The sequence below is a fragment of the Halobacillus shinanisalinarum genome (assembly GCF_022919835.1).
GTDB lineage: Bacteria > Bacillota > Bacilli > Bacillales > Halobacillaceae > Halobacillus_A > Halobacillus_A shinanisalinarum.
This window is the reverse complement of sequence record NZ_CP095074.1, coordinates 3751426-3773954: the sequence shown is the minus strand read 5'-3', so window position 1 is coordinate 3773954 and position 22529 is coordinate 3751426. Positions and strand designations below refer to the sequence as shown.

Annotated in this window: 25 protein-coding genes and 1 riboswitch; of the genes, 10 read left to right on the top strand and 15 right to left on the bottom strand. The window is 40.9% G+C overall.

All coding sequences use genetic code 11. From position 1 onward, the window contains the following. Positions 1-16 precede the first annotated feature (16 nt). Genes MUO14_RS18620 through paaA form a run of 9 tightly spaced genes read right to left on the bottom strand, consistent with a single transcriptional unit; the run spans position 17 to position 7016 of the window. Positions 17-871 (bottom strand): 3-hydroxyacyl-CoA dehydrogenase, encoded by an 855-nt coding sequence (locus MUO14_RS18620; RefSeq protein WP_244752063.1) that lies wholly within the window; start codon positions 869-871, stop codon positions 17-19. A 21-nt stretch (positions 872-892) separates the two neighbouring features. Further along, positions 893-2419, bottom strand: coding sequence for an aldehyde dehydrogenase family protein (locus MUO14_RS18615; RefSeq protein ID WP_244752062.1), 1527 nt, complete (start codon positions 2417-2419; stop codon positions 893-895). An 18-nt stretch (positions 2420-2437) separates the two neighbouring features. Continuing rightward, entirely contained in the window at positions 2438-3220 is a 783-nt protein-coding gene (locus MUO14_RS18610) for an enoyl-CoA hydratase/isomerase family protein (protein WP_244752061.1), read from the bottom strand. Positions 3221-3223: 3 nt separating this feature from the next. After that, complete coding sequence (locus MUO14_RS18605; RefSeq protein ID WP_244752060.1) at positions 3224-3997, bottom strand: enoyl-CoA hydratase-related protein; 774 nt, start codon at positions 3995-3997, stop codon at positions 3224-3226. Then, positions 3990-4295: an EthD family reductase gene (locus MUO14_RS18600; RefSeq protein WP_244752059.1), complete on the bottom strand. Its 306-nt coding sequence runs from the start codon at positions 4293-4295 to the stop codon at positions 3990-3992. Before MUO14_RS18600 ends, MUO14_RS18605 begins: the two co-directional genes overlap by 8 nt. 17 nt (positions 4296-4312) lie before the next feature. Continuing rightward, positions 4313-4816: a 1,2-phenylacetyl-CoA epoxidase subunit PaaD gene (paaD, locus tag MUO14_RS18595; protein WP_244752058.1), complete on the bottom strand. Its 504-nt coding sequence runs from the start codon at positions 4814-4816 to the stop codon at positions 4313-4315. Between the two features lie 23 nt (positions 4817-4839). Further along, on the bottom strand, positions 4840-5655 hold the full coding sequence (paaC, locus tag MUO14_RS18590; protein WP_244752057.1) for a 1,2-phenylacetyl-CoA epoxidase subunit PaaC: 816 nt from the start codon (positions 5653-5655) through the stop codon (positions 4840-4842). Beyond that, positions 5652-6011 carry a 1,2-phenylacetyl-CoA epoxidase subunit PaaB gene (paaB, locus tag MUO14_RS18585; protein WP_244752056.1) on the bottom strand — a complete coding sequence of 120 codons (360 nt, stop codon included), beginning with the start codon at positions 6009-6011 and terminating at the stop codon, positions 5652-5654. Before paaB ends, paaC begins: the two co-directional genes overlap by 4 nt. A gap of 24 nt (positions 6012-6035) precedes the next feature. After that, positions 6036-7016, bottom strand: a complete 981-nt coding sequence (gene paaA, locus MUO14_RS18580) for a 1,2-phenylacetyl-CoA epoxidase subunit PaaA (protein ID WP_244752055.1) — start codon at positions 7014-7016, stop codon at positions 6036-6038. Positions 7017-7260: 244 nt separating this feature from the next. On the opposite strand from paaA, the gene paaK reads away from it, so the two are divergent. After that, a complete protein-coding gene (paaK, locus tag MUO14_RS18575; protein ID WP_244752054.1) occupies positions 7261-8595 on the top strand; it encodes a phenylacetate--CoA ligase PaaK in 1335 nt (444 codons plus the stop codon). Between the two features lie 204 nt (positions 8596-8799). Beyond that, a complete protein-coding gene (gene paaX, locus MUO14_RS18570; protein WP_244752053.1) occupies positions 8800-9651 on the top strand; it encodes a phenylacetic acid degradation operon negative regulatory protein PaaX in 852 nt (283 codons plus the stop codon). 64 nt (positions 9652-9715) lie between these two features. Here paaX and MUO14_RS18565 read toward each other — a convergent pair whose 3' ends face one another. Next, entirely contained in the window at positions 9716-10246 is a 531-nt protein-coding gene (locus MUO14_RS18565) for a gamma carbonic anhydrase family protein (protein WP_244752052.1), read from the bottom strand. A gap of 68 nt (positions 10247-10314) precedes the next feature. Between MUO14_RS18565 and MUO14_RS18560 the strand changes: the two genes are divergently transcribed. The 8 genes from MUO14_RS18560 to MUO14_RS18525 all read left to right on the top strand — a co-directional run bounded on the left by MUO14_RS18560 (position 10315) and on the right by MUO14_RS18525 (position 16392). Then, positions 10315-11274 carry an NAD(P)H-dependent flavin oxidoreductase gene (locus MUO14_RS18560; protein ID WP_244752051.1) on the top strand — a complete coding sequence of 320 codons (960 nt, stop codon included), beginning with the start codon at positions 10315-10317 and terminating at the stop codon, positions 11272-11274. 357 nt (positions 11275-11631) lie between these two features. Continuing rightward, positions 11632-12639 carry an NAD(P)/FAD-dependent oxidoreductase gene (locus tag MUO14_RS18555; protein ID WP_396265718.1) on the top strand — a complete coding sequence of 336 codons (1008 nt, stop codon included), beginning with the start codon at positions 11632-11634 and terminating at the stop codon, positions 12637-12639. Positions 12640-12737: 98 nt separating this feature from the next. Then, the gene (locus MUO14_RS18550) at positions 12738-13514 is read left to right on the top strand and encodes an enoyl-CoA hydratase-related protein (protein WP_244752050.1); all 777 of its coding nucleotides are present in this window, start codon (positions 12738-12740) and stop codon (positions 13512-13514) included. A 30-nt stretch (positions 13515-13544) separates the two neighbouring features. Further along, complete coding sequence (locus tag MUO14_RS18545) at positions 13545-13934, top strand: thioesterase family protein (RefSeq protein ID WP_244752049.1); 390 nt, start codon at positions 13545-13547, stop codon at positions 13932-13934. Between the two features lie 90 nt (positions 13935-14024). Further along, on the top strand, positions 14025-14471 hold the full coding sequence (locus MUO14_RS18540) for a PaaI family thioesterase (RefSeq protein WP_244752048.1): 447 nt from the start codon (positions 14025-14027) through the stop codon (positions 14469-14471). A 60-nt stretch (positions 14472-14531) separates the two neighbouring features. Continuing rightward, positions 14532-15002, top strand: coding sequence for a GyrI-like domain-containing protein (locus tag MUO14_RS18535; protein ID WP_244752047.1), 471 nt, complete (start codon positions 14532-14534; stop codon positions 15000-15002). A 282-nt stretch (positions 15003-15284) separates the two neighbouring features. Beyond that, a riboswitch (SAM riboswitch) is annotated at positions 15285-15393 on the top strand. A gap of 128 nt (positions 15394-15521) precedes the next feature. Next, the gene (ssuE, locus tag MUO14_RS18530; protein ID WP_244752046.1) at positions 15522-16067 is read left to right on the top strand and encodes an NADPH-dependent FMN reductase; all 546 of its coding nucleotides are present in this window, start codon (positions 15522-15524) and stop codon (positions 16065-16067) included. Positions 16068-16293: 226 nt separating this feature from the next. Further along, on the top strand, positions 16294-16392 hold the full coding sequence (locus tag MUO14_RS18525; protein ID WP_244752045.1) for a YjcZ family sporulation protein: 99 nt from the start codon (positions 16294-16296) through the stop codon (positions 16390-16392). Between the two features lie 515 nt (positions 16393-16907). On the opposite strand, the gene MUO14_RS18520 is transcribed toward MUO14_RS18525, so the two are convergent. The 5 genes from MUO14_RS18520 to MUO14_RS18500 all read right to left on the bottom strand — a co-directional run bounded on the left by MUO14_RS18520 (position 16908) and on the right by MUO14_RS18500 (position 22397). Next, on the bottom strand, positions 16908-17975 hold the full coding sequence (locus MUO14_RS18520) for a C45 family autoproteolytic acyltransferase/hydrolase (protein WP_244752044.1): 1068 nt from the start codon (positions 17973-17975) through the stop codon (positions 16908-16910). Positions 17976-18139: 164 nt separating this feature from the next. After that, the gene (locus MUO14_RS18515) at positions 18140-18877 is read right to left on the bottom strand and encodes an amino acid ABC transporter ATP-binding protein (RefSeq protein WP_244752043.1); all 738 of its coding nucleotides are present in this window, start codon (positions 18875-18877) and stop codon (positions 18140-18142) included. 12 nt (positions 18878-18889) lie between these two features. Then, positions 18890-19597, bottom strand: coding sequence for an amino acid ABC transporter permease (locus MUO14_RS18510; protein WP_244752042.1), 708 nt, complete (start codon positions 19595-19597; stop codon positions 18890-18892). Continuing rightward, on the bottom strand, positions 19575-20390 hold the full coding sequence (locus tag MUO14_RS18505; protein WP_244752041.1) for an amino acid ABC transporter substrate-binding protein: 816 nt from the start codon (positions 20388-20390) through the stop codon (positions 19575-19577). The genes MUO14_RS18510 and MUO14_RS18505 overlap by 23 nt, the downstream gene beginning before the upstream one ends. Positions 20391-21020: 630 nt before the next feature. Beyond that, positions 21021-22397, bottom strand: coding sequence for a Glu/Leu/Phe/Val family dehydrogenase (locus MUO14_RS18500; RefSeq protein ID WP_244752040.1), 1377 nt, complete (start codon positions 22395-22397; stop codon positions 21021-21023). Between the last annotated feature and the right edge of the window lie 132 nt (positions 22398-22529).

Genomic DNA, 22529 nt, shown 5'->3' with positions numbered 1-22529 from the left:
GAACGTTTAGCCTCCCTTACTCTTGATAGTTATATATGCCGCGGCCGCTTTTTCTCCCTAACCTGCCTGCTTGAACAAGTTGTTCCAATAACGGAGCGGGACGGTATTTTTCACCTAACGTTTCGTGTAAGTACTTTAAGTTATTCAGGCGTGCGTCTAATCCGACTAAATCTCCAAGCTCAAGAGGTCCCATTGGATAGTTCAAGCCTAGTCGAACTGCTTTATCAATATCTTCTGCAGTAGCCACGCCTTCCTGCAGCATCTGAAACGCTTCATTTCCGACAAGGGCACTGATTCTACTCGTCACAAAACCAGGAAACTCATTCACTTCAACGGTTTCTTTCCCCATTTTTTCTGAAGAATCTCGAATAAGGTCAACCGTTTGATCACTCGTTTCCAACCCCTTCACAATCTCCACAAGCGGCATACGATGGACAGGGTTGAAAAAGTGCATGACGACTACTTGCGGCGCTCGTTTTGTATACGAACCGAGCTCTGTAGGACTGATCGTCGACGTATTCGAAGCAAAAATCGTATGCTCCGGTGCATGTTCATCCGCCGTCTCAAGGATTTGTTTCTTCAACTCACGCTTTTCCGGCACAGCTTCTATTAACAGATCAGCCGTACTTACAGTCGACTCAAGTTGTGAAGATGTGTAGAGATGATCCAGTAGTTCACTCGCCTGCAGTTCCGTGATTTTTTCCTTTTCAATCCCTTTTCGCGTCGTCTTTTCAGCAAACGTATAAGCTTCCCGCAACTGATTTTCCGACACATCGATTAATGTGGTATGAAAGCCGGCAAGGGCGGAGACATACGCAATGCCTCGCCCCATCACACCAGCCCCTACCACGGACACATTTTGTACAGCCATGGTATAAGCCCTTCCTTTCTTTTACACCCCAAACGGATTTAAAGGTTTTGGTCCGTAATAGGAAAGAACACTTTTATCTTCCATATAAAGATCTAGCGTTTCTACACAAAGTTCTCTGCCGAATCCAGATTGTTTATATCCTCCGAATGGAGTACCAGGAAATGCCGAGAATGGAGTATTGACCATCACGATTCCGGCTTCAATCTGATGGGATACGCGAGTAGCTCTGCCCTGGTTTGTCGTCCATACCGCCGACCCTAATCCGTACTCTGTGTCGTTGGCACGTTGGATAACATCTTTCTCATCAGTAAATTTTTCTACCACAACGACCGGCCCGAATATTTCTTCTTTCACAGCTTTCATATCTGGTGTTACGTCTGTAATAACAGTAGGTTCATACCAGTGACCGTTTTCAAACCCTTCAATATTCATTTCTTTACCACCTGTAGCAATGGTAGCTCCTTCTTCTCTAGCGGACTGGACATATCCATCGATGACCTCTAGTTGGTTACGGCTGATAATCGAACCAAGGTGCGTTCCTTTGTCAAAAGGATCACCGGACTTCAACTTCTCTGTTTTCGCAATAAATTGTTCCATAAATTCATCATAAATCGATTCATGGACAAACATGCGTGAACGCGCTTCACAGGATTGACCCGTGTTAAAGAAAATACCAAATAAAGAACCTGGTACAGCAGCGTCTAAATCTGCATCTTCAAAAACGATATTTGGTGATTTTCCGCCAAGCTCGAGGGTAAGGCGTTTTAACGTCTCTGAAGATTTACTCATAATATCTCTTCCAGTCGGCGTTGAACCTGTAAAGGCAACCTTGTTGATGTCTTTGTGTTCGACGAGATAGTCCCCGACAACTTTACCTGACCCCGGAATGGTGTTAACGACGCCTTCTGGCACACCCGCTTCATGGCAAATTTCATTAAGAATGATAGCTGTAATTGGTGTCAGACTAGCTGGTTTGATGATCACCGAGCATCCAGCAGCAATAGCCGGGGCTATTTTCCAAGCTGCCATCATCATCGGATAATTCCAAGGGATAATTTGTGCACAGACTCCAACAGGTTCTTTATGTGTATAGTTAAAGAAACCATTAGGCATATTATTTACTGCACCACGGTGACCTACAATCGCCCCAGCATAAAATTCAAAATCCTCGATGGACTGATTAATTTGAACTTGAGCCGCTCCCACTGATTTACCACTGTTTAGAACTTCCATTTCCACTAGTTCATTAAATCGTTCACGCATTATTGCTGCAATTTTATTTAGCACCCTTGAACGTTTACCTACAGGATACTTATTACGCCATTTTCCTTGATCGAATGATTGCCTCGCCGCTTGTATGGCTTTCTCTGCATCTTCTTGATTCGCCTTTGCAACCGTTGCTACTCGTTCACCTTTTGCCGGATTATAGGTTTCCATTGTTTCATTTGAACGGCTTTCCACACGCTCACCATTAATAATCATCGCATAATGATCACGTTTCATTGCTCCAACTTCTGTTACTGCTTCTGCTGTTACTGTATTTGTCATGTTTCCACACTCCCTTTATTAGTTTCCAATAAAATCTGGTTTGCGTTTTTCTTTAAAAGCCTGCAGTCCCTCTCGATGATCATGGGTCTTCCCAGCTATACGCTGTGCTTGCGCTTCTTTTTCAAGCATTTCTTCAAATGTTAAGTTCATTCCATCCATCATATAACGTTTAATTAATGCCACAGATTGAGTTGGAAGGGACGATAGTGTTTCGGAAAATCGGCTTACTTTCTCCTCCCATTCAGACGGATCGATCACTTCGGTTGCAAGCCCCATTTCATGCGCTTCTCTTCCAGTAATAGGCTTACCGAGCACAGCTACCTCCAGTGCTTTCGCATAGCCGATAAGACGGGGCAGAATATATAGGAAACCCGAATCAGGTATTAAACCTATATTAATAAAGGCACTTACAAATTTGGCTTCTGGCTGCACTAAACGAAAATCAGCCGCTAACGCTAAACTCATTCCTGCCCCCGCTGCAGTACCATTAACTGCAGCAACAATGGGTTTAGGTGTCTGTTTAATCGCTTTCATCATGGGATGATAGCGATTACGGAGAAAGGTAGCATGATTGGTATGTTCATTCACTCCACCCAAATCTTCTCCTGCACAAAATGCTTTTCCCTCTCCAGTGATAACGATACTTCTCACTTCATCATCTTTGCTTGCTATCCTTAGAGCTTTGATCATCTCTTTATTCATTTGCTCTGTAAATGCGTTGTAGGCAGATGGACGATTTAATCCAATTCTAGCGACACCCTTTTTCAGATCGTAAGAGATTGTTTGAAATGTATTTCCCATTCGTTACACCCCTTTGAAAGAAGGGTTCCGCTTTTCTGTGAAAGCTCGCATTCCCTCTTTTTGGTCTTGAGAGGCAAAGGCCAAATAAAAGTTTTTTCGTTCTAATTTCAATCCATCTATTAAAGGTGCATCCACAGCCTCGTGGACTGCCTCTTTTATAAGCCGAATGGCTACAGGTGCCTGTTCAACGATTTGACTGGCAAGCCTCATTGTTTCCTCTTCTACTAACTCAGGTGCAACAACCCGATTAATTACACCGTACTGCAATGCTTCCTGGGCATTCATTGTTTGACCTAGCCAAATCCATTCGAGTGCTTTAGCTCGCCCCATTGCTTTTGTTAAAAGTTGTGTCCCCCCTGCTCCGGGCATGACTCCTAATGTAACCTCCGGAAAGCCAAATTTTGCATTCTCAGCAGCGACAATGAGGTCACAGTGAAGGGCTAGTTCAAAGCCTCCCCCTAGAGCAAATCCATTTACCGCTGCGATAATCGGTTTTTTAATCAGTGTTATGCGATCCCAGACGGCAAAAGGATTTGTAAGCTCCAACGATAACGGGGAGTCTTCCATCATTTCCTCAATATCAGCTCCCGCAGCAAACGCCTTTTCGTTTCCCTTCAATACAATAGCTCGAAGCGAATCATCCCGGTCAAACGCTTCCATTTGTTCGACTATTTCATCAACCATTTTCCGATTCAGAGCATTAGCCACCTGAGGGCGGTGAAGCTGAATGACCCCTGCTTTATTTTCTGTAAAAGCTCTAATATAAGTGTTAGTCATTCAGTTCCTCACCGATCATTAACGTAACAATGTCACCCGCGAATTTCATTACGTCTTTTCCGGAGGCCTTCCCCTCATCCGTCTTCATTCCCTTTTGGAGAGATTCATGGTCATCGTAAAACATTTCACAAAGCAGGTAATACTCACTCTCTCCCATTGGTGAGCCGACAATTTTTGTTACTTTCATATCTCTTAGACCAGGGATCTCCTTTGTAATCGGGGTATGTGTATTAAAATAGTGCTCATCAAACGCCTCTTTATCCTCGGGTTGTTTGTATAATGCAATTAGTTTTACCATATTAAAAACTCCTTTCTTTAGTAAACAATAGAATAATTAACCACTGGTTTCATGGCTTCAAATGGATTCTTACAGGATCCGCAATATAAAATGCTGCGGCAAGCCGTAGGTCCAAACACGTTTTCCATAGATGTAAAAGCTGATCCACAATAAGGGCAATTTACGGACCACTCCTCCCCGGGTCGATAGTTTTCAGGGGGTGGCGAGACTCCATGTTTTTTTAATTGTTCTTTTCCTTCATCTGTAATGGCATCAGTTGACCACTTCTTCTGAAAGGAAAAAGCAACCAGACAGTCCTCTACCCAATCAATATTCCCAACCGCTGATTTTACATTTTTCTCTATGAAATCAAGGGCAGGGCACCCTGCGAAAGTCGGCACCATGGTAATTGATACCTTGCTTTGATCTATCGTAACTTCATGGACCATCCCGAGATCTACTACACTAACCGAGGGAAGCTCTGGATCATCAACTGTTTTTAAAATAGCATGAATCTCCTCGTGCTTTTGTTCATCATTCACGTCGATCCCCTCCTTTAAAGGACTTACCACACCGCATTCCGGTCGCTATCATACACTTCAGCAAGGGTTTGTAAAGCCTGCTCTAAATCAACGGTATGCTCGCCGTCTCTCCCACTACCAAACTTTTTATCTAGTGGTTGTGACGGTGGAGTTTTTATCGTAGCCTCTACTTCCTTCAACCATTGCTTCTTCAAAAAGTCTTCCCCAGCGATTAAACGATATTGTTCCATCTCTTTTGCTTTAGGTCCCAATTCTAAAACGTCTTTACATTCTTTCCACGCTTCCTCTAAACGTAATTGAATTTTTGTTTGAGCCTCTTCCGTGGATTCCTGAAGTTGTGCAATCCACATTTTCCAATGCGCCAGATGATAGGGCTGTTCCATTAATACTTTTTGAGCGGTATTTGCCAGTGGTTCAAAGGAGCTTGTCGCAAGCGCCTCTAATTTAACTTTTTTCATAGTTTCATATAAAAATTGACGGACGACAGTTAGTGCCCAATCGTAATACGGCTCTTCTAAATATGACCCATCTCCATTTCTCTTCTCAAAATAGACGGCATTTCGTCTATTCTCAGGAGGGCGTTCGTGAGCAAGCGTATCAATCTCACCTTCCCCTAACTCTTCTAACAATTGATAATAGAGAAATGCGTGACCCATGGTGTTTTGTGTAATAGATGAATAAGCAACATCCGCTTCAATATGAGGGGCTAGCCCCAGCCATTCAGACCCTCGGAATGAAATGATAAAGTCATCATCGGCTAACTGATAAAGTAATTCAGCTAATGCATTATAATAAGAAGTGTCTTGTTTCGCTTGGTCCGCTGTTTCTACAGGTTTCATGATTTTTTCACCTCTTTCCAGGACATGATTTCTTTTTCATCTAACATCCCCTGTTCTTTTTCGCCCCATTTTTTCCTTAAGTAACCATAACCTTTTGTGTTGCGGTAATCTTTATTATTTAAACGTTTGGTCCATTGTTGTCGTTCTTCACTAGTCATCGAGCGAATATTATCGCGCTGAACCACCCAGACATCGAGCACTTTTTCCCGACGCATGAAGTTTTCCTGCGCCATATTCAGCGCCATCTCCTCATTTGGAGCCAGTAAGCTAAACTGGTGTTGGATTGGCGACTTTTCATTTTTTTTACTGAACACTTCATATTCTTGGTAAAAGTTAGATTCATCCTGTTTTTCCATCATCATTCTCTCCCTTCCTATACCCTATGAGACGACAACCTGTGGAGCCAATGCCTGCCTGACCCAACGATTGTTTTCATAGGCAATTTCCCTTAAACGCAAACGTTCCTTTGATCGTGGTCCTTTATTGCTAATAATTTGCTTAAATTCATTCCAATCAGGCTGTTGGTACAACCAATGGCCTTTTGTTTCGTCGTAGTGGACGGTTTCATCTGGAACAGTTAATCCTAAGGAAAAAACCCGCGGTAAATATTTGTCTAAAAAAGCCTGACGCAATTCTTCATTGGAACTCTTACGAATGCGATATTTAGTTGTAACCTCTTGCTTTGAGGAACCTGTGGTTGATGCAGACTCAGGACCAAAAAACATTAAGAGTGAAGGCCACCAACGATTAAGTGATTCTTGTAATATTTTCCTTTGCTCCTCAGTGCCTTCGGCTAACGCCATAATAATCGCTTCACCATGTTGAGCGTGAAATACTTCTTCTTGACAAATGCGTTTAAGAGCCCTTTGGTATGGTCCATATGAGGCGTCTAACATATTTGTTTGCGAAATAATCGCTGCCCCATCCACCAACCATCCAACCATGCCAGCATCTGCCCAAGTTTTAGTTGGCATATGGAACACGTTATGGAATTTCAAATCTCCATTTAATAGATCCTCCATTAAGTTTTCTCGGGTTTTCCCATAAGGTTTCATTAAGTCCTCAGCCACTCGCAGAAGAAGCTGTCCGTGTCCCATCTCATCCTGTACTTTAGCCATAATTCCCAGTTTTCTTTTTAAAGTAGGTGCTTTAGGCACCCATTCCTTTTCGGGCAACGCTCCCATAATTTCACTTATACCATGCATGGAGATGAGTTTAATAAGCGTTTCACGGTACTCTTTCGGCATCCAATCATCCGCTTCTATCTTTTCACCTGCTTCAACACGCCGCATAAACTCAGCATATTTATCTTTATCTTCATCAATATTCTCTGTGGCTAAGGTTCCTCCATAGTTATACATCATATCATCCTTTAATTACGTTTGTTTAACGTCATTATAAATAAACGTTATATAATAATCAAGACTTAAATATTTATCCATTTGGATTCCACTGCTTAAAACGCTCTAAATACAGTGTATATAATGAGTTAAACTTATTTGTGAATTTTCCTAATATATTGACAGCGTTTTCATAAACAGATATCTTATATATGACGGTTTTTAATCTTACGTATTTTATATATCATGAAAAGGAGATGCTTACATGTCCACTTTTTCACAAGAAGAAAACTGGAATCGCTCAAAAATGGAACGATTGCAACAGGAACGTTTGAAAGAGACGATAGAGCGCGTTTATCACCATGTCCCTTTTTATCGCAAAGCTTTTCAGCAATTGAATGTCACCCCTGACGACATTCAATCATTAGAAGATATTCAACAATTACCGTTTACAAAGAAACGTCATTTACGTGAGAATTATCCTTTTAGTTTGCTTGCTACTCCTATGGAAGAAGTTGTCCGAATACACGCCTCTTCTGGTACTAGCGGAAAACCAACCGTAGTGGCCTATACAAAGAATGACATGGAGCATTGGGGTGAAATTGTGGCCCGTTCTATCTTCATGGCCGGAGGACGAAGAGGTGATATTCTTCATAATGCTTTCGGTTATGGTTTATTCACGGGCGGATTAGGCATCCATAATGGCTCTGAACATCTAGGATGTGCCACCGTTCCTATTTCAGGAGGAAATACAAGTAAACAGATCACACTTATCCAAGATTTCTGCCCGCGTGTAATCTGTTCTACTCCTTCTTATCTATTAAACATTGGAGAAACTATGAAAAGTAAAGGGATTGATCCTGCTTCCACTTCCTTAGAATTTGCTATCCTTGGTGCTGAACCTTGGTCCGAAGAAATGAGGAATAATATTGAGGAAATGTTCGGTATTAAAGCAGCAGACATTTATGGCCTAAGTGAAGTGATGGGGCCCGGGGTAGCCATGGAGTGTATCGATTGCCAAGAGGGCCTTCATATAGCAGATGATCATTTTCTTGTTGAAGTCATAGATCCCGAAACCTTAAGACCTGTGCCAGACGGAGAAGATGGAGAACTAGTATTCACAAGCCTTACGAAAGAAGCACTGCCCATTATCCGGTACCGTACAGGTGATATTTCCTCTATTACACGTGGCAAATGTGCTTGTGGCAGAACAACGACAAAAATGAGTCGTGTAAAAGGCCGAATTGATGATATGTTGATTATACGCGGAGTAAATGTTTTCCCCTCTGAAATTGAGCGTTACATCTGTGACATGGACGAACTCGCCCCTCACTACCAAATTCATCTGCAAAAAAAAGGAGTGATGGACCATGCAGAACTGCATGTCGAGGTTTGTGAAAACTTTTTTGAGTTACTGCCTATGGAGGATTTCAACCATCCAACAGCTCAAGAACTTACAAAAAGAATTCAAAGGTCTATTAAAATGGAGGCACTTGTATCCATGGATGTATACTTAGAGAAGCCTAAAGCCATTCCTAGATCGGAAGGAAAGGCCAAACGTATTGTTGATTTGCGTTCAAACGTTTCCACTCCCCTTTAAAAAGATAATATTTTTTACAAAGCGAAGGAGATCCTTCGCTTTTTTCTTTTAAAAATATTGTGATAAAAACTATAAAATAGTATGACGTTTTTTCATTTTGTAGTAAAATATTTATCAGATCAATTTCACTTTACTTTTTCCTTTGTTGTATAATTAGGGTGAAAGAGTGTAAATAATATCAATGTATAAAAGAAGGGGCATCATATGGATAAACTATTTAATACTCGTTCAATGATTTTCACGTTATATGGAGATTATATTAGCCAGTATGGCAATGTGATCTGGATCGGGAGTTTAATTCGGTTACTTAAAGAATTTGGTCATAATGAACAATCCGTTAGAGCAGCCATTTCCCGTATGAGCAAACAAGGATGGGTACAGTCCGAAAAAAAAGGAAATAAAAGTTATTATTACCTGACTGAACGTGGCAAGGACCGTATGGATGAGGCTGCGAACCGAATTTATAAAATAGAATCGCCTTCCTGGGATGGAGAGTGGAGATTGCTCCTTTACACAATTCCTGAGCAAAAGCGTCATCTGAGAGATGAACTGAGACGTGAACTAGTGTGGAGTGGTTTCGGCCTTTTGTCTAACAGTTGTTGGATTACCCCTAACCCCCTAGAGGAGCAAGTTAACAAACTGATTGCCAAATATGAAATCGGTTCTTACGTTAATTTCTTTCGTGCCACATATGAAGGAATGAGTGATAATAAAGAGCTAGTGGAGCAGTGTTGGGACCTTGACGAAATCAACGAACGGTACTCTCAGTTTATCCAAGATTATAGTCAAAAATATATCATAGATAAGAATAAGATCGAAAAAGGGGACCTGACTGATGGGAGCTGCTTCGTGGAACGTACCTTGCTTGTACATCAGTACAGAAAATTTCTATTCATTGACCCTAGCCTCCCTAAAGAACTTTTACCAGAAGATTGGCTAGGAGACTCAGCGGCTTCTCTATTTAGAGATTATTATCAAATGCTCAGAGAACCTGCTACTCGTTTTTTTGAATCTGTGTTTGAACCAGGAGAACTAATAAGTAAAAAGAATTCATAGTTGTAGCTACCATTTCATGAATAAAAGAGAAGGGCACGCGGATTAATCCGCGTGCCCTTCTCTTTTATTCAAAGACCTTTTCAAGTACCTCTATTTGTTTGAATTCTTGACCCTTTTGAACATAGGTGCTTATGGTTTCATCAATCATTTCCATATCTTTATCCGATAAGCTTCTTACAACTTTACCAGGGGACCCTAACACAAGAGAACGAGGAGGAATAACTTTCCCTGAAGGCACCAGACTGTTCGCTCCAATAATAGAATATTCTCCAACCTCAGCCCCATCTAAGACAGTTGCCCCCATCCCAACGAGTGCCCCCTTTCTTAATGTACACCCGTGTACGATTGCATTATGGCCAACTGATACTTCATCCTCGAGAGTTAACGGGAATTGCTCGTACAGATGACACATCGAATTTTCTTGTATATTGCAACGTTCACCAATACGAATTGGCCCTTCATCTCCCCTTAATACCACGTTAAACCATATACTTGATTTAGCTCCAACCTCAACATCTCCAATAACTTTAGCGCCGTCTGCAATATAAGCGGTGTCATGAATAAGCGGTGAAAAATCCTTGTAACGGTAAATCATATTTATTCCTCCCCTTTATTCGTGTTATACTTTTTAATATAACATAATTTTAACGGAGGTGTTTAATTATGAATGATTTAACAAAAAAACTAGGAGTGAATCTCCCCTTTATCCAGGGAGGGATGGGGAATATCAGTCATGCGTCACTGGCAATAGCTGTCTCAGAAGCTGGGGGATTAGGCACGATCGGCGTTGGTACATTAAATCCTGATATTGTCGAGCAAATGATTCTTGATATTCGCCGTAAGACCTCGAAGCCATTCGCGGTCAATATTCCCCTCACTGTTCAACCCTACGTAAAAGAAATTCTCTCTCTAATTATCAATCACCAGGTACCTGTAGTCTCTTTGTCGGCAGGGAATCCCGTACCTTACATTGAGCCGTTGAAAGCGGAAAATGTTGTTGTGATGTGTGTAGTCGCAAATGACAAACAAGCCAAGAAAGCTGAAGCGGCAGGAGCTGATATCATCATAGCTGAAGGGTATGAAGCGGCAGGAATTAATTCATTAGAGGAGCTCACAACATTCACATTAATTCCTAAAGTAACATCATCTGTGAATATTCCTGTAGCAGCTGCAGGCGGCATTGGAGATGGACGAGGTGTTCTAGCCGCTATGACTTTAGGAGCGCAAGGGGTGCAATTAGGCACAAGACTAATTGCTACGCAAGATGCTCAGGTACATCCAGCTTATAAGGAAGCTTTATGTGCTGCAGGGTCTGACGGTACAATGATTGTTGGTCGACATTATAAGCAAATCAGGCGTATTTTAAAAACACCTTACGGGGAGCATTTACTTGCATCGGAAAAAGAACAATTGCCTCTTAACACTTATCTAGAAAAAACAGATGAAACCCATCATATTAGGGGAGCTATCGAAGGAAAACTGAATGAAGGACATGTGAATGCTGGTCAAATCTCCACCATTATCGAAGACATCCCCACTGTTCGAGACCTTTTCACACGATTGATCCGAGAAGCACAACAAGCATCGGAAAATAACTTTCCTTTTCATCAAATGAAAAATTAGATTGGTAAAAAGCGATTAAAAGTCTTTTTAGAAGTTCAAACTCTTTTTTAAAATTGAAATCGTGTGGATATAAAATCCCGTATCATTTTTGATATGGGATTTTTTAGATATTCATTACTCAAAAGAGTTCACCCTTTTAGAACAGCCACCAATAAGTTTGTTTAAAATGATTGCCTTTTTATATTGACAGAATATTATTAATTACGTATTCTTTATATAACAAAATAAATACACAACGTATTATTTACGTTATATTATTGATTAATTAGACTGCACAAATTGAAAGTTGTTCACCCATACCATTAAAGAAAATTTCTAGATCAGGTGTTAAAACTTGAAGAGATAGGAGAGATGAGATTGATGTCTGAAAAAAAGACTTATGATATTACGATAATTGGTGCAGGTCCAGTTGGTCTTTTTACAGCTTTTTATGCAGGAATGAGAAAAGCATCCGTTAAAATAATAGATAGTTTACCTCAGGTTGGCGGCCAATTATCAGCTTTATACCCTGATAAACATATTTACGATGTTGGTGGTTTTCCAAAAATTAAGGCCCAAGAATTAGTCAACCAATTACATGAACAGGCGCAAACTTTTTCACCCACTATTAGCTTAGAGGAATCAGTAGAAAACGTGGTTCGTTTAGAAGACGGGACTTTTAAACTCGTTACTCCATCACATATTCACTATTCACGAACGATTATTATTACGGCTGGTGCTGGGGCATTTCAACCTCGAAAATTAAAAGTGGAAAGGGCAGATAGTTACGAAGAAAATTGTCTTCATTATGCCGTCAAAGACCTAGACCGATTCAAAAATCGCAGGGTTCTTGTTTGTGGCGGTGGCGACTCTGCAGTAGATTGGTCTCTGGCCTTAGAATCAATTGCTAAGGAAGTCACACTTATTCACCGTCGTCCATCCTTTCGTGCTCATGAGCATAGCCTCTCCTTGTTAGAAAAATCTAGCGTAGGTTTGAAAACCCCTTTTGAAGTTAGTCGATTAATCGGCAGAGACGACGCACTCGAACAAGTACTAATCCAAGAAGTTAAAGGGGATAACACTCATTTACTTGACGTTGACGATCTTATTGTAAATTTCGGATTTGTCACTTCTTTAGGTCCTTTAAAAACATGGGGGCTTGATATTAAAAAAAACGCGATTGACGTTAGTTCACGAATGGAAACAAACATTCCAGGGATTTTCGCTGCTGGAGATGTATGTACCTATGAAGGCAAAGCTAAGTTAATCGCAACTGGCTTTGGTGAAGCTCCTATTGCTGTCAATCATGCTAAAAAACTGGTGGATCCTAAAGCAAAACTTCAAGCTGGACATAGCACGAGTTTATTTGCTTCTTCCAGTAAATAAATCATTCTGTAGAAAGGTCACAGAATTAGGTTCCCTCTTCCCCATTTATGAGCATCAAATCCTGACTAGGAAAACCATGTTGTTTTAGGAGGAAAATCATGACTAAGGTTAATACGGAAATTAAAGGGGCCCTGGCCACGATTACGTTAAATAGACCCGAACTATTAAATTGTTTTGACTATGATATGCTTCAGCAATTAGAAGAAGCGCTTCAAACGCTTCAACTTGACGGAAATATTCGTGCGATTATTTTTACGGGGGCAGGTGAAAAGGCTTTTAGTGCCGGGGCTGATTTAAAAGAAAGACAAACATTGACTGAACAAGAAGTCAGGCGAAATGTAGCCAAAATACGGAATGTGTTCACCCTTGTTGAAGAAATGCCCCAGCCTACTATAGCAGCGATTAATGGGTACGCATTAGGAGGTGGATTTGAACTTGCATTAGCTTGTGATCTACGTTTAGCCTCTAATCACGCAAAAATGGGATTAACGGAAGTTAGTTGGGCCATCATCCCGGGCGCAGGGGGAACTCAACGCCTTACAAAGTTAATTGGTCCTGCCTACGCAAAAGAACTCATCTTAACTGCTCGGAAGATAGAAGCTGAAAGAGCAGAAGAATTAGGAATAATCAATAAGATGGTGTCAAAAGAGGAGTTACTAACTCAAGCAATTTCTCTTGCAAATGAAATAATGTCTAATGGGCCATTGGCTGTGACGCAAGCTAAATACGCGATTCAACATGGAAATGATGTCGATACTTACACTGGCTTAGCTATAGAAGCTAAAGCCTATGAAGTTGTTATTCCTACTGAAGACCGACTTGAAGCCTTAAAGGCATTTAAAGAAAAACGACCAGCCCATTTCGAAGGAAAATAAATATTAATTATATGAAAGGGGAGTTTGGCAATGAAGAGCGGACTGCAGGTGGGAGATACAGCTATAATAAAGGCAGAAGTAACCTCGGATATGTTTGCACAATTCGAGGGAGAAATTGTCCATCCCGCCTATTCTACAGTAACAATGGTATACCACATGGAATGGGCTTCTAGAAAACTAATTCTTCCGTATCTAACTCCGAAAGAAGAAGGTATGGGAGCTTCCGTACAGGTTAAACATTTAGCCCCTTCTGGACAAGGGGAACAGTTAGAAATTACAGCAACTGTAACTGAGATTAGACAACACTCTATTCTATCTAAAGTTATTGTTACAAATGAAAGAGGAACAATTGGTGAGGGTTACGTTAAACAAGCGATTCTATTAAAAGAATACATTAGCAAACAATTAACGGCAAAGTAAGGGTCATACTTCATTTAATATTTGACGTCCAACCAATAGAATAGGAATCCTTCAGGAAAATGAAGTGTATTCAAGCAAGGAGGAACAGTCTTGAAACCTGTAATCAACGAAAGTGATCTGCACCATCAGTATAAAGCAGAAATAGTTAAAGTGATGGAGAATGAGCCTTATGCTCAGTTCTTGGGAATTAGATTAATGGAAATCAACGAAGGTAAGGCTATTGCCGAATTAGATGTCGAGAATCATATGTTAAATTCACATGGAACCGTTCATGGAGCCGTTACATTTGCTATTGCTGATTATGTATTTGCAGCAGCGTCCAACTCTTACGGAAAGACATCTGTCGGGATTTCAAACACGGTTAACTATATGGCAGCCGGAAAGAAAGGAACACGGCTTCAGGCAACAGCTATTGAAGAAAAGAAGAATCATAGAATGGCTTGGTATAAGATAAAAGTCGAGAGCGAAGATGAATTAATTGCTACAATGGAAGCATTGGCCTACCGTAAAAACCATTATTTCGTGCCAGTAGATTAAATAGGAGCAAGTTGTTCCCCTTAACCGACATACTGAAAGAACTTGAAAGGAGCAAGAACCATGAAGCATACTATTGTTGAGAGAGATGCTTTTCAAGTCGCAGGCATTAAAAAAGAAATTTCATGTGATAACGAGGACAAGGATATCCAACTACTCTGGGGAGAGGCCACCAAAAGTGGAATCGCCGATTTACTGGTTCAATTAAATAACGGACAAATTAACGGTCTATTAGCAATCTACGACAACTATAATGAAACGCAAAACACATGGGACTATTGGATCGCTACACAATTCCATGGTAACGTCCCCGATGAATTATCGAGCTTTGAAGTTCCTCCTTCAAGGTGGGTTGTATTTGAAGTACACGGACTCATTCCAGAAGCTATAGAAAATGTATGGAAGCAGATTGATTCAGGATGGTTGCCCTCTAATGGATATGAAACAGCGGATATAGCATCACTCGAAGTCTATAAAGAATTTTATCCCTACCATTCAGATTCGTATTCTGAAATCTGGGTTCCAATAAGATAGGCTCTATAAGGAGTACTGATTAACATTAGAAATAGAATAATAATTAATTAACTTTAATACAAAGGTATTGGCATCATTAATCAAAAATAGCGGGACTCGATGTCTCCTGTCTGGCGATGTCTGGTATGTATTAAAAAGTGATTTGTCACAGGATACCTCCGTAACTCAACAAGATACCCCGCCATTATTTAAGACGCCCATTTTCAGAATTCATTTACTCTTTTCAAAAATTACCTTGACATTATTAGGAGAATCATATTAAGATTAGACTCAAATTTAATAAGCTTATCTAGAGAAGCTGAGGGATCTGGCCCTGTGAAGCTTCAGCAACCTCTGATTGATGTCAGAAAGGTGCTCCGTCCAGCAAGATCTTTATCTTGGGAGATAAGAGCGGCATTTTTATAGCTAACCCTCTTTTCTCATTAAAGAAAAGAGGGTTTTTATATGTGTGGAATAGTTCCAACCAATGAATAAAACGTAGAATAGTTGAGCATTTATTTTAAGAAAGGGAGAGGTCATATGAGTGAAATTGTACTGTTATCTGGAAGCCCTTCTGAGCAATCAAGGTCAGAGCTTGTATTAGATTATTTAGCAAAATTGGTCGATCAGGAAGGACGATCTACAGAGAAGATTTCCGTACGCAATGTGTCACCGGAAGATTTATTTTATGCACGCTATGAAAGTGAGGCGATTGAAGAAATTGCAACGACGATTCAACAGGCAAAAGGAGTTATTGTTGCTTCCCCTGTATATAAAGCGTCGTACTCTGGAATTCTTAAGGCTCTAATTGATTTACTGCCACAGGATGTGTTAAAGGACACCCCCGTCTTCCCAATTATGACCGGTGGCAGCAAGTCCCATTTGCTTGCGATTGAATATGCGTTAAAACCATTACTGGCTACGTTAAAAGGACAAAATTTAAAGGGCGTGTATTTGCTTGACAATCAAATTAATAAGTCTAGCCGAGCACGACCGATAACGAATGAAGATTGTGACCAACGCCTGAAGAAACAACTTGTATACTTCCTTGAGATGATTCAAAAGCAAGTCCCTCTAGCCTTTTAAATTTGGGAAGTATTTTCGCCAGCAAAGATTATAGCCAAACAACTGGATGTCGTCATCATTTGGTTGTAAATAAGCGCTTCCCCTTTAACGGGTAAATTGCCCCCCTAATCCATAGCCCCTCACGTAACCACTGGTCTATGCAAACGCCTATTTTTTGTAAAAATGGTGTGCTGTACCTTCCAATAGGTGATGTTTTAAATATGCTAACTGAAAAGGGGGTGTAGTTATGAGTGGATATGCTGGTGGAGGATTTGCTATGATTGTAGTCCTCTTCATCCTACTAATCATCGTTGGAGCAGGTGGCTTTGGCGGATATGGTTATTAGGTTTAAATAGAAGAAGCTGTTAGGATGGCCCCTTAGGTTAATAGTCCGTGTAAAAAAGGCTGCATATCTCCTGGCGAGGAGTATGCAGCCTTTTGATTATTTATTTGCAAAGATTATTCTAGCTATGATTAGTTTACTGTCAATATTTAGTCCTGCTACAACCTCTTTATTTATGTCCATTTGGTATAAAGCAAAATTGTCATAGAAATGAACGATAAGAAGGTCCCCAACGAATTTCAAGGGTCAATCATGTGTAATAACCGAGAGAAATGTGAAAAATTACAGTTGAACATTCCCCTTGATTTTCCAACCATGCTTGCGGCTTTACAAAAGACTATAACGATGGCTACCCGGATCTCGATTATATATAGTAAAGACGAGTAAAGTTCTTATGCTAATAAACTAAACCCATTAGAAAGAGCAAGCTTCATTATCATTCATGTGAGCGTGCTCTTTCCTTGTCCATACTCATTGCTGCGATTCTGTTTCGTTCTATATGCAAAACAATACTTCAGCTACTTTCTCCCTGTCCAATAGGCCCCTTCATCCGTGTGAACAAACGGGATATCTGTATCTACTTCTCCAGTAATCCGTTCCAACTTCACATCATCACCCAGCAACCATTTTGCAAAATCAAATTCGACTGGCTCCGCGTCTCCACCAAGCGCGAACCAGGTCTTCATTTCTTTCGGCAAGTAACCAGATGTATGAATCGTTCCTGCCCAGTTGCTGTATTGTTTCGAGAAAACACCTTTATCTGTATCGTTCATCAGACGAAAGGCATCGTATGCTCCATTCAGCTCATCTCTATGGTCATTGATTGCATCCATGCGCTTCACCGAATCAACGAGATGGTTACGGTTTTCTTTGGTCATGATTTCAAAGTGGTTCGTGCATACGTTAGATTGACGTACTTCTATTCCTCTTGGGGAGGCTTCGATTACATACGTTTGATTGCTTTTGTCAAAAACGGTATAGCTGAAAGAGTGACGGTGCGGAATGTCTTGAAGCATGGTGACCGCTTCCTCTACGTTCGCACATGATTCTAATATCATTCGCCCGATCGCACAACAGATAAAGCCATCACCTGGTTTTTTCCGATGCATAAAATTGTAGCCAAGCGTCAATCCGTGTTCATTCATTCCATCCATACGACCAGTAATGCGTTGTGTAGGCCCAGCTATAGCATAGCCCACGTCGGTCGGCTGGAAGAAACTGTAGCGTCCTTCATAGGTTTTCGGCATATAATCATAGTTACGAATCATATAGCCGTCTCCTGTCATAATTGAACAGCCCGAACGCTTATAATCGACACGATAACCGCCAAATTCCATCATCACCCGCTTCATCGGCCATTCTAAGGCGTCACGCAAGCCAAGCAGCTCGTCCCATAATCCAGGGGCAAACCTTGTGATCGCCTCCTTCACCTCTATTTCTTCAACGATAAACCTCGGCTTCCTGACCTTCCACTGCTTTTCGCGGTTTTTAACAGTTAAGGAGTTTTTGAGCAATTCTCCTTGCTTATATCCGAAATTATAATGAGTACCTCGAAATTGTAATAGATCGCTGTGTACTTTCTTCAACTATGATCCCTCTTCTGTTGTATGTCCTAGTCGTATTCAGTTTAAGGGAATTGTCAGGGGCGGTAAAGTGATGTGCACTGGATCAGTATTGAGGGAGCAAGCATTTGTCCATAACCCCGCTCAACCCTGTCCTTAAATAAAAAGACATCTTTGTTAAGATGCCTTTATTGATTAATCAAATTAAGAAACTGTCTTGTTCGCTGTTCTTTTGGATGTTCAAATAAATCGATCGGTGCCCCCCGTTCGACGATGGCTCCTTCGTCCATAAAAATAACTTCATCTGCTACTTCTTTAGCAAAATTCATTTCATGTGTAACGACGACCATGGTCATCCCTTCGTTCGCGAGTCCCTTCATCACACGTAAGACTTCGCCGACCAGTTCAGGGTCAAGGGCTGATGTTGGCTCATCGAAGAGCATCACTTTTGGATCGATCGCCATTGCGCGTGCAATACCGACACGCTGCTGCTGACCACCTGATAGCTGATAAGGATAGACGTTCATTTTTTCTTGCAATCCTACTTTAGTTAGCAGCTCTGCAGCTTTATCACGCGCTCTCGCTTTATCGACTTTTTGTACAGTTACAGGCCCTTCCATCACATTTTGTATGGCGTTGAAGTGTGGGAAGAGATTATACGTTTGGAAAACCATCCCTGTCTGCTTGCGAAAATCACGAATTTGTTTTTTACTCACTCTTTTAGAAAAATTAAGGGTTTGATTGTCGATTGTTACAGAGCCGCTCTCGGGTTGTTCGAGTACATTTAAACACCGTAGCAATGTGGTTTTTCCAGAACCTGAGGGTCCGACGATGACGATTACTTTTCCTTGCTGGACATGTAAACTGATGTCTTTCAGCACTTTGAGATCGCCAAACTGTTTATTAACATGTTCCATGGATAACATAAATAGATCTCCTTACGTTTTCACATACCGATTTAATCGATTTTCGATTTGATCTTGAATAAGGGATAGGATGAAACAAATCACCCAGTAGATCGCGGCCGCCTCGACATAAACGAGGAGCGGCTCATATGTTGCAGCGACGATTTCTTGTGCTTTTCTGAACATCTCACTGACAAGGATTGTCGAAGCTAGTGATGTTTCTTTAACAAGACCGATAAATGAATTGGACAAAGGCGGGATCGATACGCGTGTCGCTTGTGGCATGATCACACGGCGTAATGCCTGGAAATAGGACATCCCTATCGATGAGGAAGCCTCCCACTGTCCTTTTTCAATCGATAAAATCGATGCTCGTATCGTCTCAGATGCATAAGCCCCTGTATTTAATGACAGAGCAATCAGGGCACCAACAAAAGGATCGAACTTTAAGAACTCAATACCTAAAGACCCTAAACCAAAGAAGACGATGAATAATTGCACAAGCAGCGGAGTCCCGCGGATGATCGACACGTAAACACGGGCGACCCCGCTTAACACCTTAATTCCCGATATCCGGAAAATAGCCGTCGTAATCGCTAGAACCAATCCAATAAAAAAGGAGAGAAATGATAATGGAATCGTGTAAATAAGAACTCCTTTCAACAAGGGAAGAAAGGAGTCTTTTAAGATTTCGATTGATTCTGGACTCAGAAGTGTACTACTTAACTGAAACATCTTCATTAAACCATTTGTTTGAGATTTCTTTCAGTGTTCCGTCTTCTTTCATGCTTTTCAATGCTTCGTTAACAGCATCTACAAGCTCAGGATTATTTTCACGGAACATCATGGCCGTTTCTGAGGCATCTTCCTCTTTATCCACGATTTCAACTGGTACGTTTTCCCCTTGTTGATTCAAATAATCAAGAACAGACAGTCGATCATTGACAGTTGCATCTACACGTCCATTAGCAAGAAGCTGCATAGCTGGGTTAAATCCTTCCACACTCTCAACTTCTGCCCCATAGCTTTTGGCTATCTCAGAATAGTTACTGGTTAATGACTGTGCCGACGTTTTACCTTCTAAATCTTCAAAGCTGCCGATTTCTTTATTATTCTTATTCGTCACTAGCACGGCAGCAGTGTAGGTATAAGGAACAGAAAAGTTGTATTTCTCTTCACGATCCGGTTTAATCCCCACCTGGTTTGCGATCATGTCAAAACGCTCGCTGTTTAACCCGGCAAACATCGCGTCCCATTTCGTCTCTTTAAATTCCGCTTCAACGCCCATACGTTTAGCCACTTCACGAGCGACATCAACATCATAACCCGTCAGTTCATCCTGATCATTATGAAATGTATATGGGGCGTATGTTCCTTCTGTGCCTATCGTTAGGACGCCTTCCTCTTTGATTTGATCATATAGAGATTGATCACTAGCCGCTTCATCTCCACTCGTATCTGACTCACTTGATCCACAAGCAGCTAAAATTAAAATAAATAAGGACACAACCATCCATCCAACAAATTTTTTCATCTTTTCCCTCCTCAAAATATTAATCCCTATTATCTAAGTCGGATTACTCGCCTTTTTAAGATCATACAAGGTGAATCAATCCTCGTCAACAAAATAACTCACCATTAGTATGGGGCTAAACTCAGTAAAAAAACAGGTTGAACTAAAAACCTCCAGACTTCTATATTCAGAAATCTAGAGGTTTGTTCCCATACAGTTTACTTTTCCGATACATAACATATAACTATAGATTAATCATATGACGCAAACACATGGCCAGTTATTACATCCGGGAAGGAGTCTTTACTGATCTAAAACATTAGTTTAAACTTTATGGCAAACTGCATTAAACCCGCATCTCTTCCCATTTTACCAGGGTGATTTACATAAGGTCTAATCCGATTTAAAAATAGCTGATCGCACATTCTATTCGGGCCGAAATTCGGATAACAAAGGTCATGTTCCATACAAATTTCATCTAGCTGATTTACAGGAGCACCCGGCCCACTGCATACAGGTCCTCAGTATCGATAACCAGGAAAACAAGGCATACCATCCCTCTCCTTTACAATATCCTCCCTACTATACTATGTGGCTAAAAGAGGAATTGCTTAGGATAGATGCTTAGAACCCAAGAGGTTTGTTCCTACATTAATACAATTTACCTTGTCGGTACATGACCGTAGAAAGCTTCATAACAGAATGGATGTAGCAATTTTGACGAAGGGCGAAGGGGTCGCCAAAGAATTGCGGCAAAATTGTATCCATCGTCTTCTTCATTTTATCAAATAGCAGGTCGTATATTTCTTCTTCCTTATAGAATTGTGTCTCACGGCCTTGCATCCACTCCAAATAAGAAACAATTACACCACCAGCATTAGCAAGGATATCAGGAACGATGAGCACACCTTTATCACTTAAATACTCATCTGCTTCTTCTGTAATTGGCGCATTCGCCCCTTCAATAATCATTTGCGCTTTAATTTGTTCCATATTACTCACATGAATTTGATCTTCAAGCGCCGCCAGCATGAGCACATCAACATCCATTTCTAACAAGTCGTCACGATTATGGAGGGTTGCTTTTATATTCTCTTCAGCAAGGTTTTCCTCAGATGCTGGAAGGTCCCCATCATGCCCTTTTGCATAATTAATTAATCCTGGGATATCTAAACCATCCGAGTTATACAGCATCACATTATGGTCACTGACGGCAACAATTTGATTTTGCAGGTAATTACATTGATAGGCTTCTAGAGCTGCCACAGACCCCAGATTCCCAAACCCTTGGACGGCAATGGTAAGTTTACGGTCGGTGTGGACTAGTGCCGTTTTTGCAAAAATATTGTCTGTGTTTTTTAGCCACTGTTCATTATCGTGTAAGAAATCGTGCATCATATAACGGAAGGTAAAATAAACACCTTTACCGGTGGCTTCTCTGCGTCCTAATGAGCCGCCATTAATAATGCTTTTACCTGTAAAACTTCCTCTGTACGGTTCTCCTGGGTGAGTATCTTTGTACTCTGCCATCATCCAGTCCATTTCACGATCACCCGTACCTACGTCAGGCGCTGGGATATCCTTATCTGGTCCGAGAATATCATTATGATACTGGACATATTTCTTGCAAATTAGATTTAACTCTTTAGGGGTGTACTCTTTAGGATTAATCACCACACCTCCCTTGCCACCGCCAAATGGGACCTCATGCAACGCATTCTTCAAGGTCATCAGCCTAGCAAGGTTTGACACTTCTTCTTCATTAACTGAAGGGTGGAAACGGATCCCGCCTTTATAGGGACCCAGTGTATTATTGTGCTGGATACGAAAGGACGGAACCCTAATGATCGTTCCATTTTCTAAGGCGACTCTCAAAAACGACTTATGTATTTGGTTCGGTGTTGAAAGAATAGCTACGAGCGATTTAAAAGCTTGCTCTCTCGTTTGTGCCTTTAAATCAGGGAGAAACTCTTCATCTTCAAGCAGCGCCTGTAACGATTGTTCAATAACGTTTCTTTTTTCACTCATCAAAATTGAGCCTCCATTCTTTTTGACTCATTCCATTTTAGGTCAATTATACTATAATGTATTCCCGTATTTATGAATTTAAAACAAAAGACATGAAATAATGACTATTAAAATACGGAATTTCATAATTCA

Excerpts from the sequence above, each read along its gene's own strand:
- MUO14_RS18510 (WP_244752042.1), bottom strand. The coding sequence starts at position 19,597 with ATGAAGATGTTTCAGTTAAGTAGTACACTTCTGAGTCCAGAATCAATC.
- paaK (WP_244752054.1), top strand. The coding sequence starts at position 7,261 with ATGTCCACTTTTTCACAAGAAGAAAACTGGAATCGCTCAAAAATGGAA.
- ssuE (WP_244752046.1), top strand. The coding sequence starts at position 15,522 with ATGAGTGAAATTGTACTGTTATCTGGAAGCCCTTCTGAGCAATCAAGG.
- MUO14_RS18600 (WP_244752059.1), bottom strand. The coding sequence starts at position 4,295 with ATGGTAAAACTAATTGCATTATACAAACAACCCGAGGATAAAGAGGCG.
- paaB (WP_244752056.1), bottom strand. The coding sequence starts at position 6,011 with ATGGAAAAACAGGATGAATCTAACTTTTACCAAGAATATGAAGTGTTC.
- paaA (WP_244752055.1), bottom strand. The coding sequence starts at position 7,016 with ATGTATAACTATGGAGGAACCTTAGCCACAGAGAATATTGATGAAGAT.
- MUO14_RS18500 (WP_244752040.1), bottom strand. The coding sequence starts at position 22,397 with ATGAGTGAAAAAAGAAACGTTATTGAACAATCGTTACAGGCGCTGCTT.
- MUO14_RS18560 (WP_244752051.1), top strand. The coding sequence starts at position 10,315 with ATGAATGATTTAACAAAAAAACTAGGAGTGAATCTCCCCTTTATCCAG.
- paaX (WP_244752053.1), top strand. The coding sequence starts at position 8,800 with ATGGATAAACTATTTAATACTCGTTCAATGATTTTCACGTTATATGGA.
- MUO14_RS18525 (WP_244752045.1), top strand. The coding sequence starts at position 16,294 with ATGAGTGGATATGCTGGTGGAGGATTTGCTATGATTGTAGTCCTCTTC.
- MUO14_RS18515 (WP_244752043.1), bottom strand. The coding sequence starts at position 18,877 with ATGTTATCCATGGAACATGTTAATAAACAGTTTGGCGATCTCAAAGTG.
- MUO14_RS18535 (WP_244752047.1), top strand. The coding sequence starts at position 14,532 with ATGAAGCATACTATTGTTGAGAGAGATGCTTTTCAAGTCGCAGGCATT.
- MUO14_RS18545 (WP_244752049.1), top strand. The coding sequence starts at position 13,545 with ATGAAGAGCGGACTGCAGGTGGGAGATACAGCTATAATAAAGGCAGAA.
- MUO14_RS18565 (WP_244752052.1), bottom strand. The coding sequence starts at position 10,246 with ATGATTTACCGTTACAAGGATTTTTCACCGCTTATTCATGACACCGCT.
- MUO14_RS18550 (WP_244752050.1), top strand. The coding sequence starts at position 12,738 with ATGACTAAGGTTAATACGGAAATTAAAGGGGCCCTGGCCACGATTACG.
- MUO14_RS18620 (WP_244752063.1), bottom strand. The coding sequence starts at position 871 with ATGGCTGTACAAAATGTGTCCGTGGTAGGGGCTGGTGTGATGGGGCGA.
- MUO14_RS18615 (WP_244752062.1), bottom strand. The coding sequence starts at position 2,419 with ATGACAAATACAGTAACAGCAGAAGCAGTAACAGAAGTTGGAGCAATG.
- paaC (WP_244752057.1), bottom strand. The coding sequence starts at position 5,655 with ATGAAACCTGTAGAAACAGCGGACCAAGCGAAACAAGACACTTCTTAT.
- MUO14_RS18610 (WP_244752061.1), bottom strand. The coding sequence starts at position 3,220 with ATGGGAAATACATTTCAAACAATCTCTTACGATCTGAAAAAGGGTGTC.
- MUO14_RS18605 (WP_244752060.1), bottom strand. The coding sequence starts at position 3,997 with ATGACTAACACTTATATTAGAGCTTTTACAGAAAATAAAGCAGGGGTC.
- MUO14_RS18505 (WP_244752041.1), bottom strand. The coding sequence starts at position 20,390 with ATGAAAAAATTTGTTGGATGGATGGTTGTGTCCTTATTTATTTTAATT.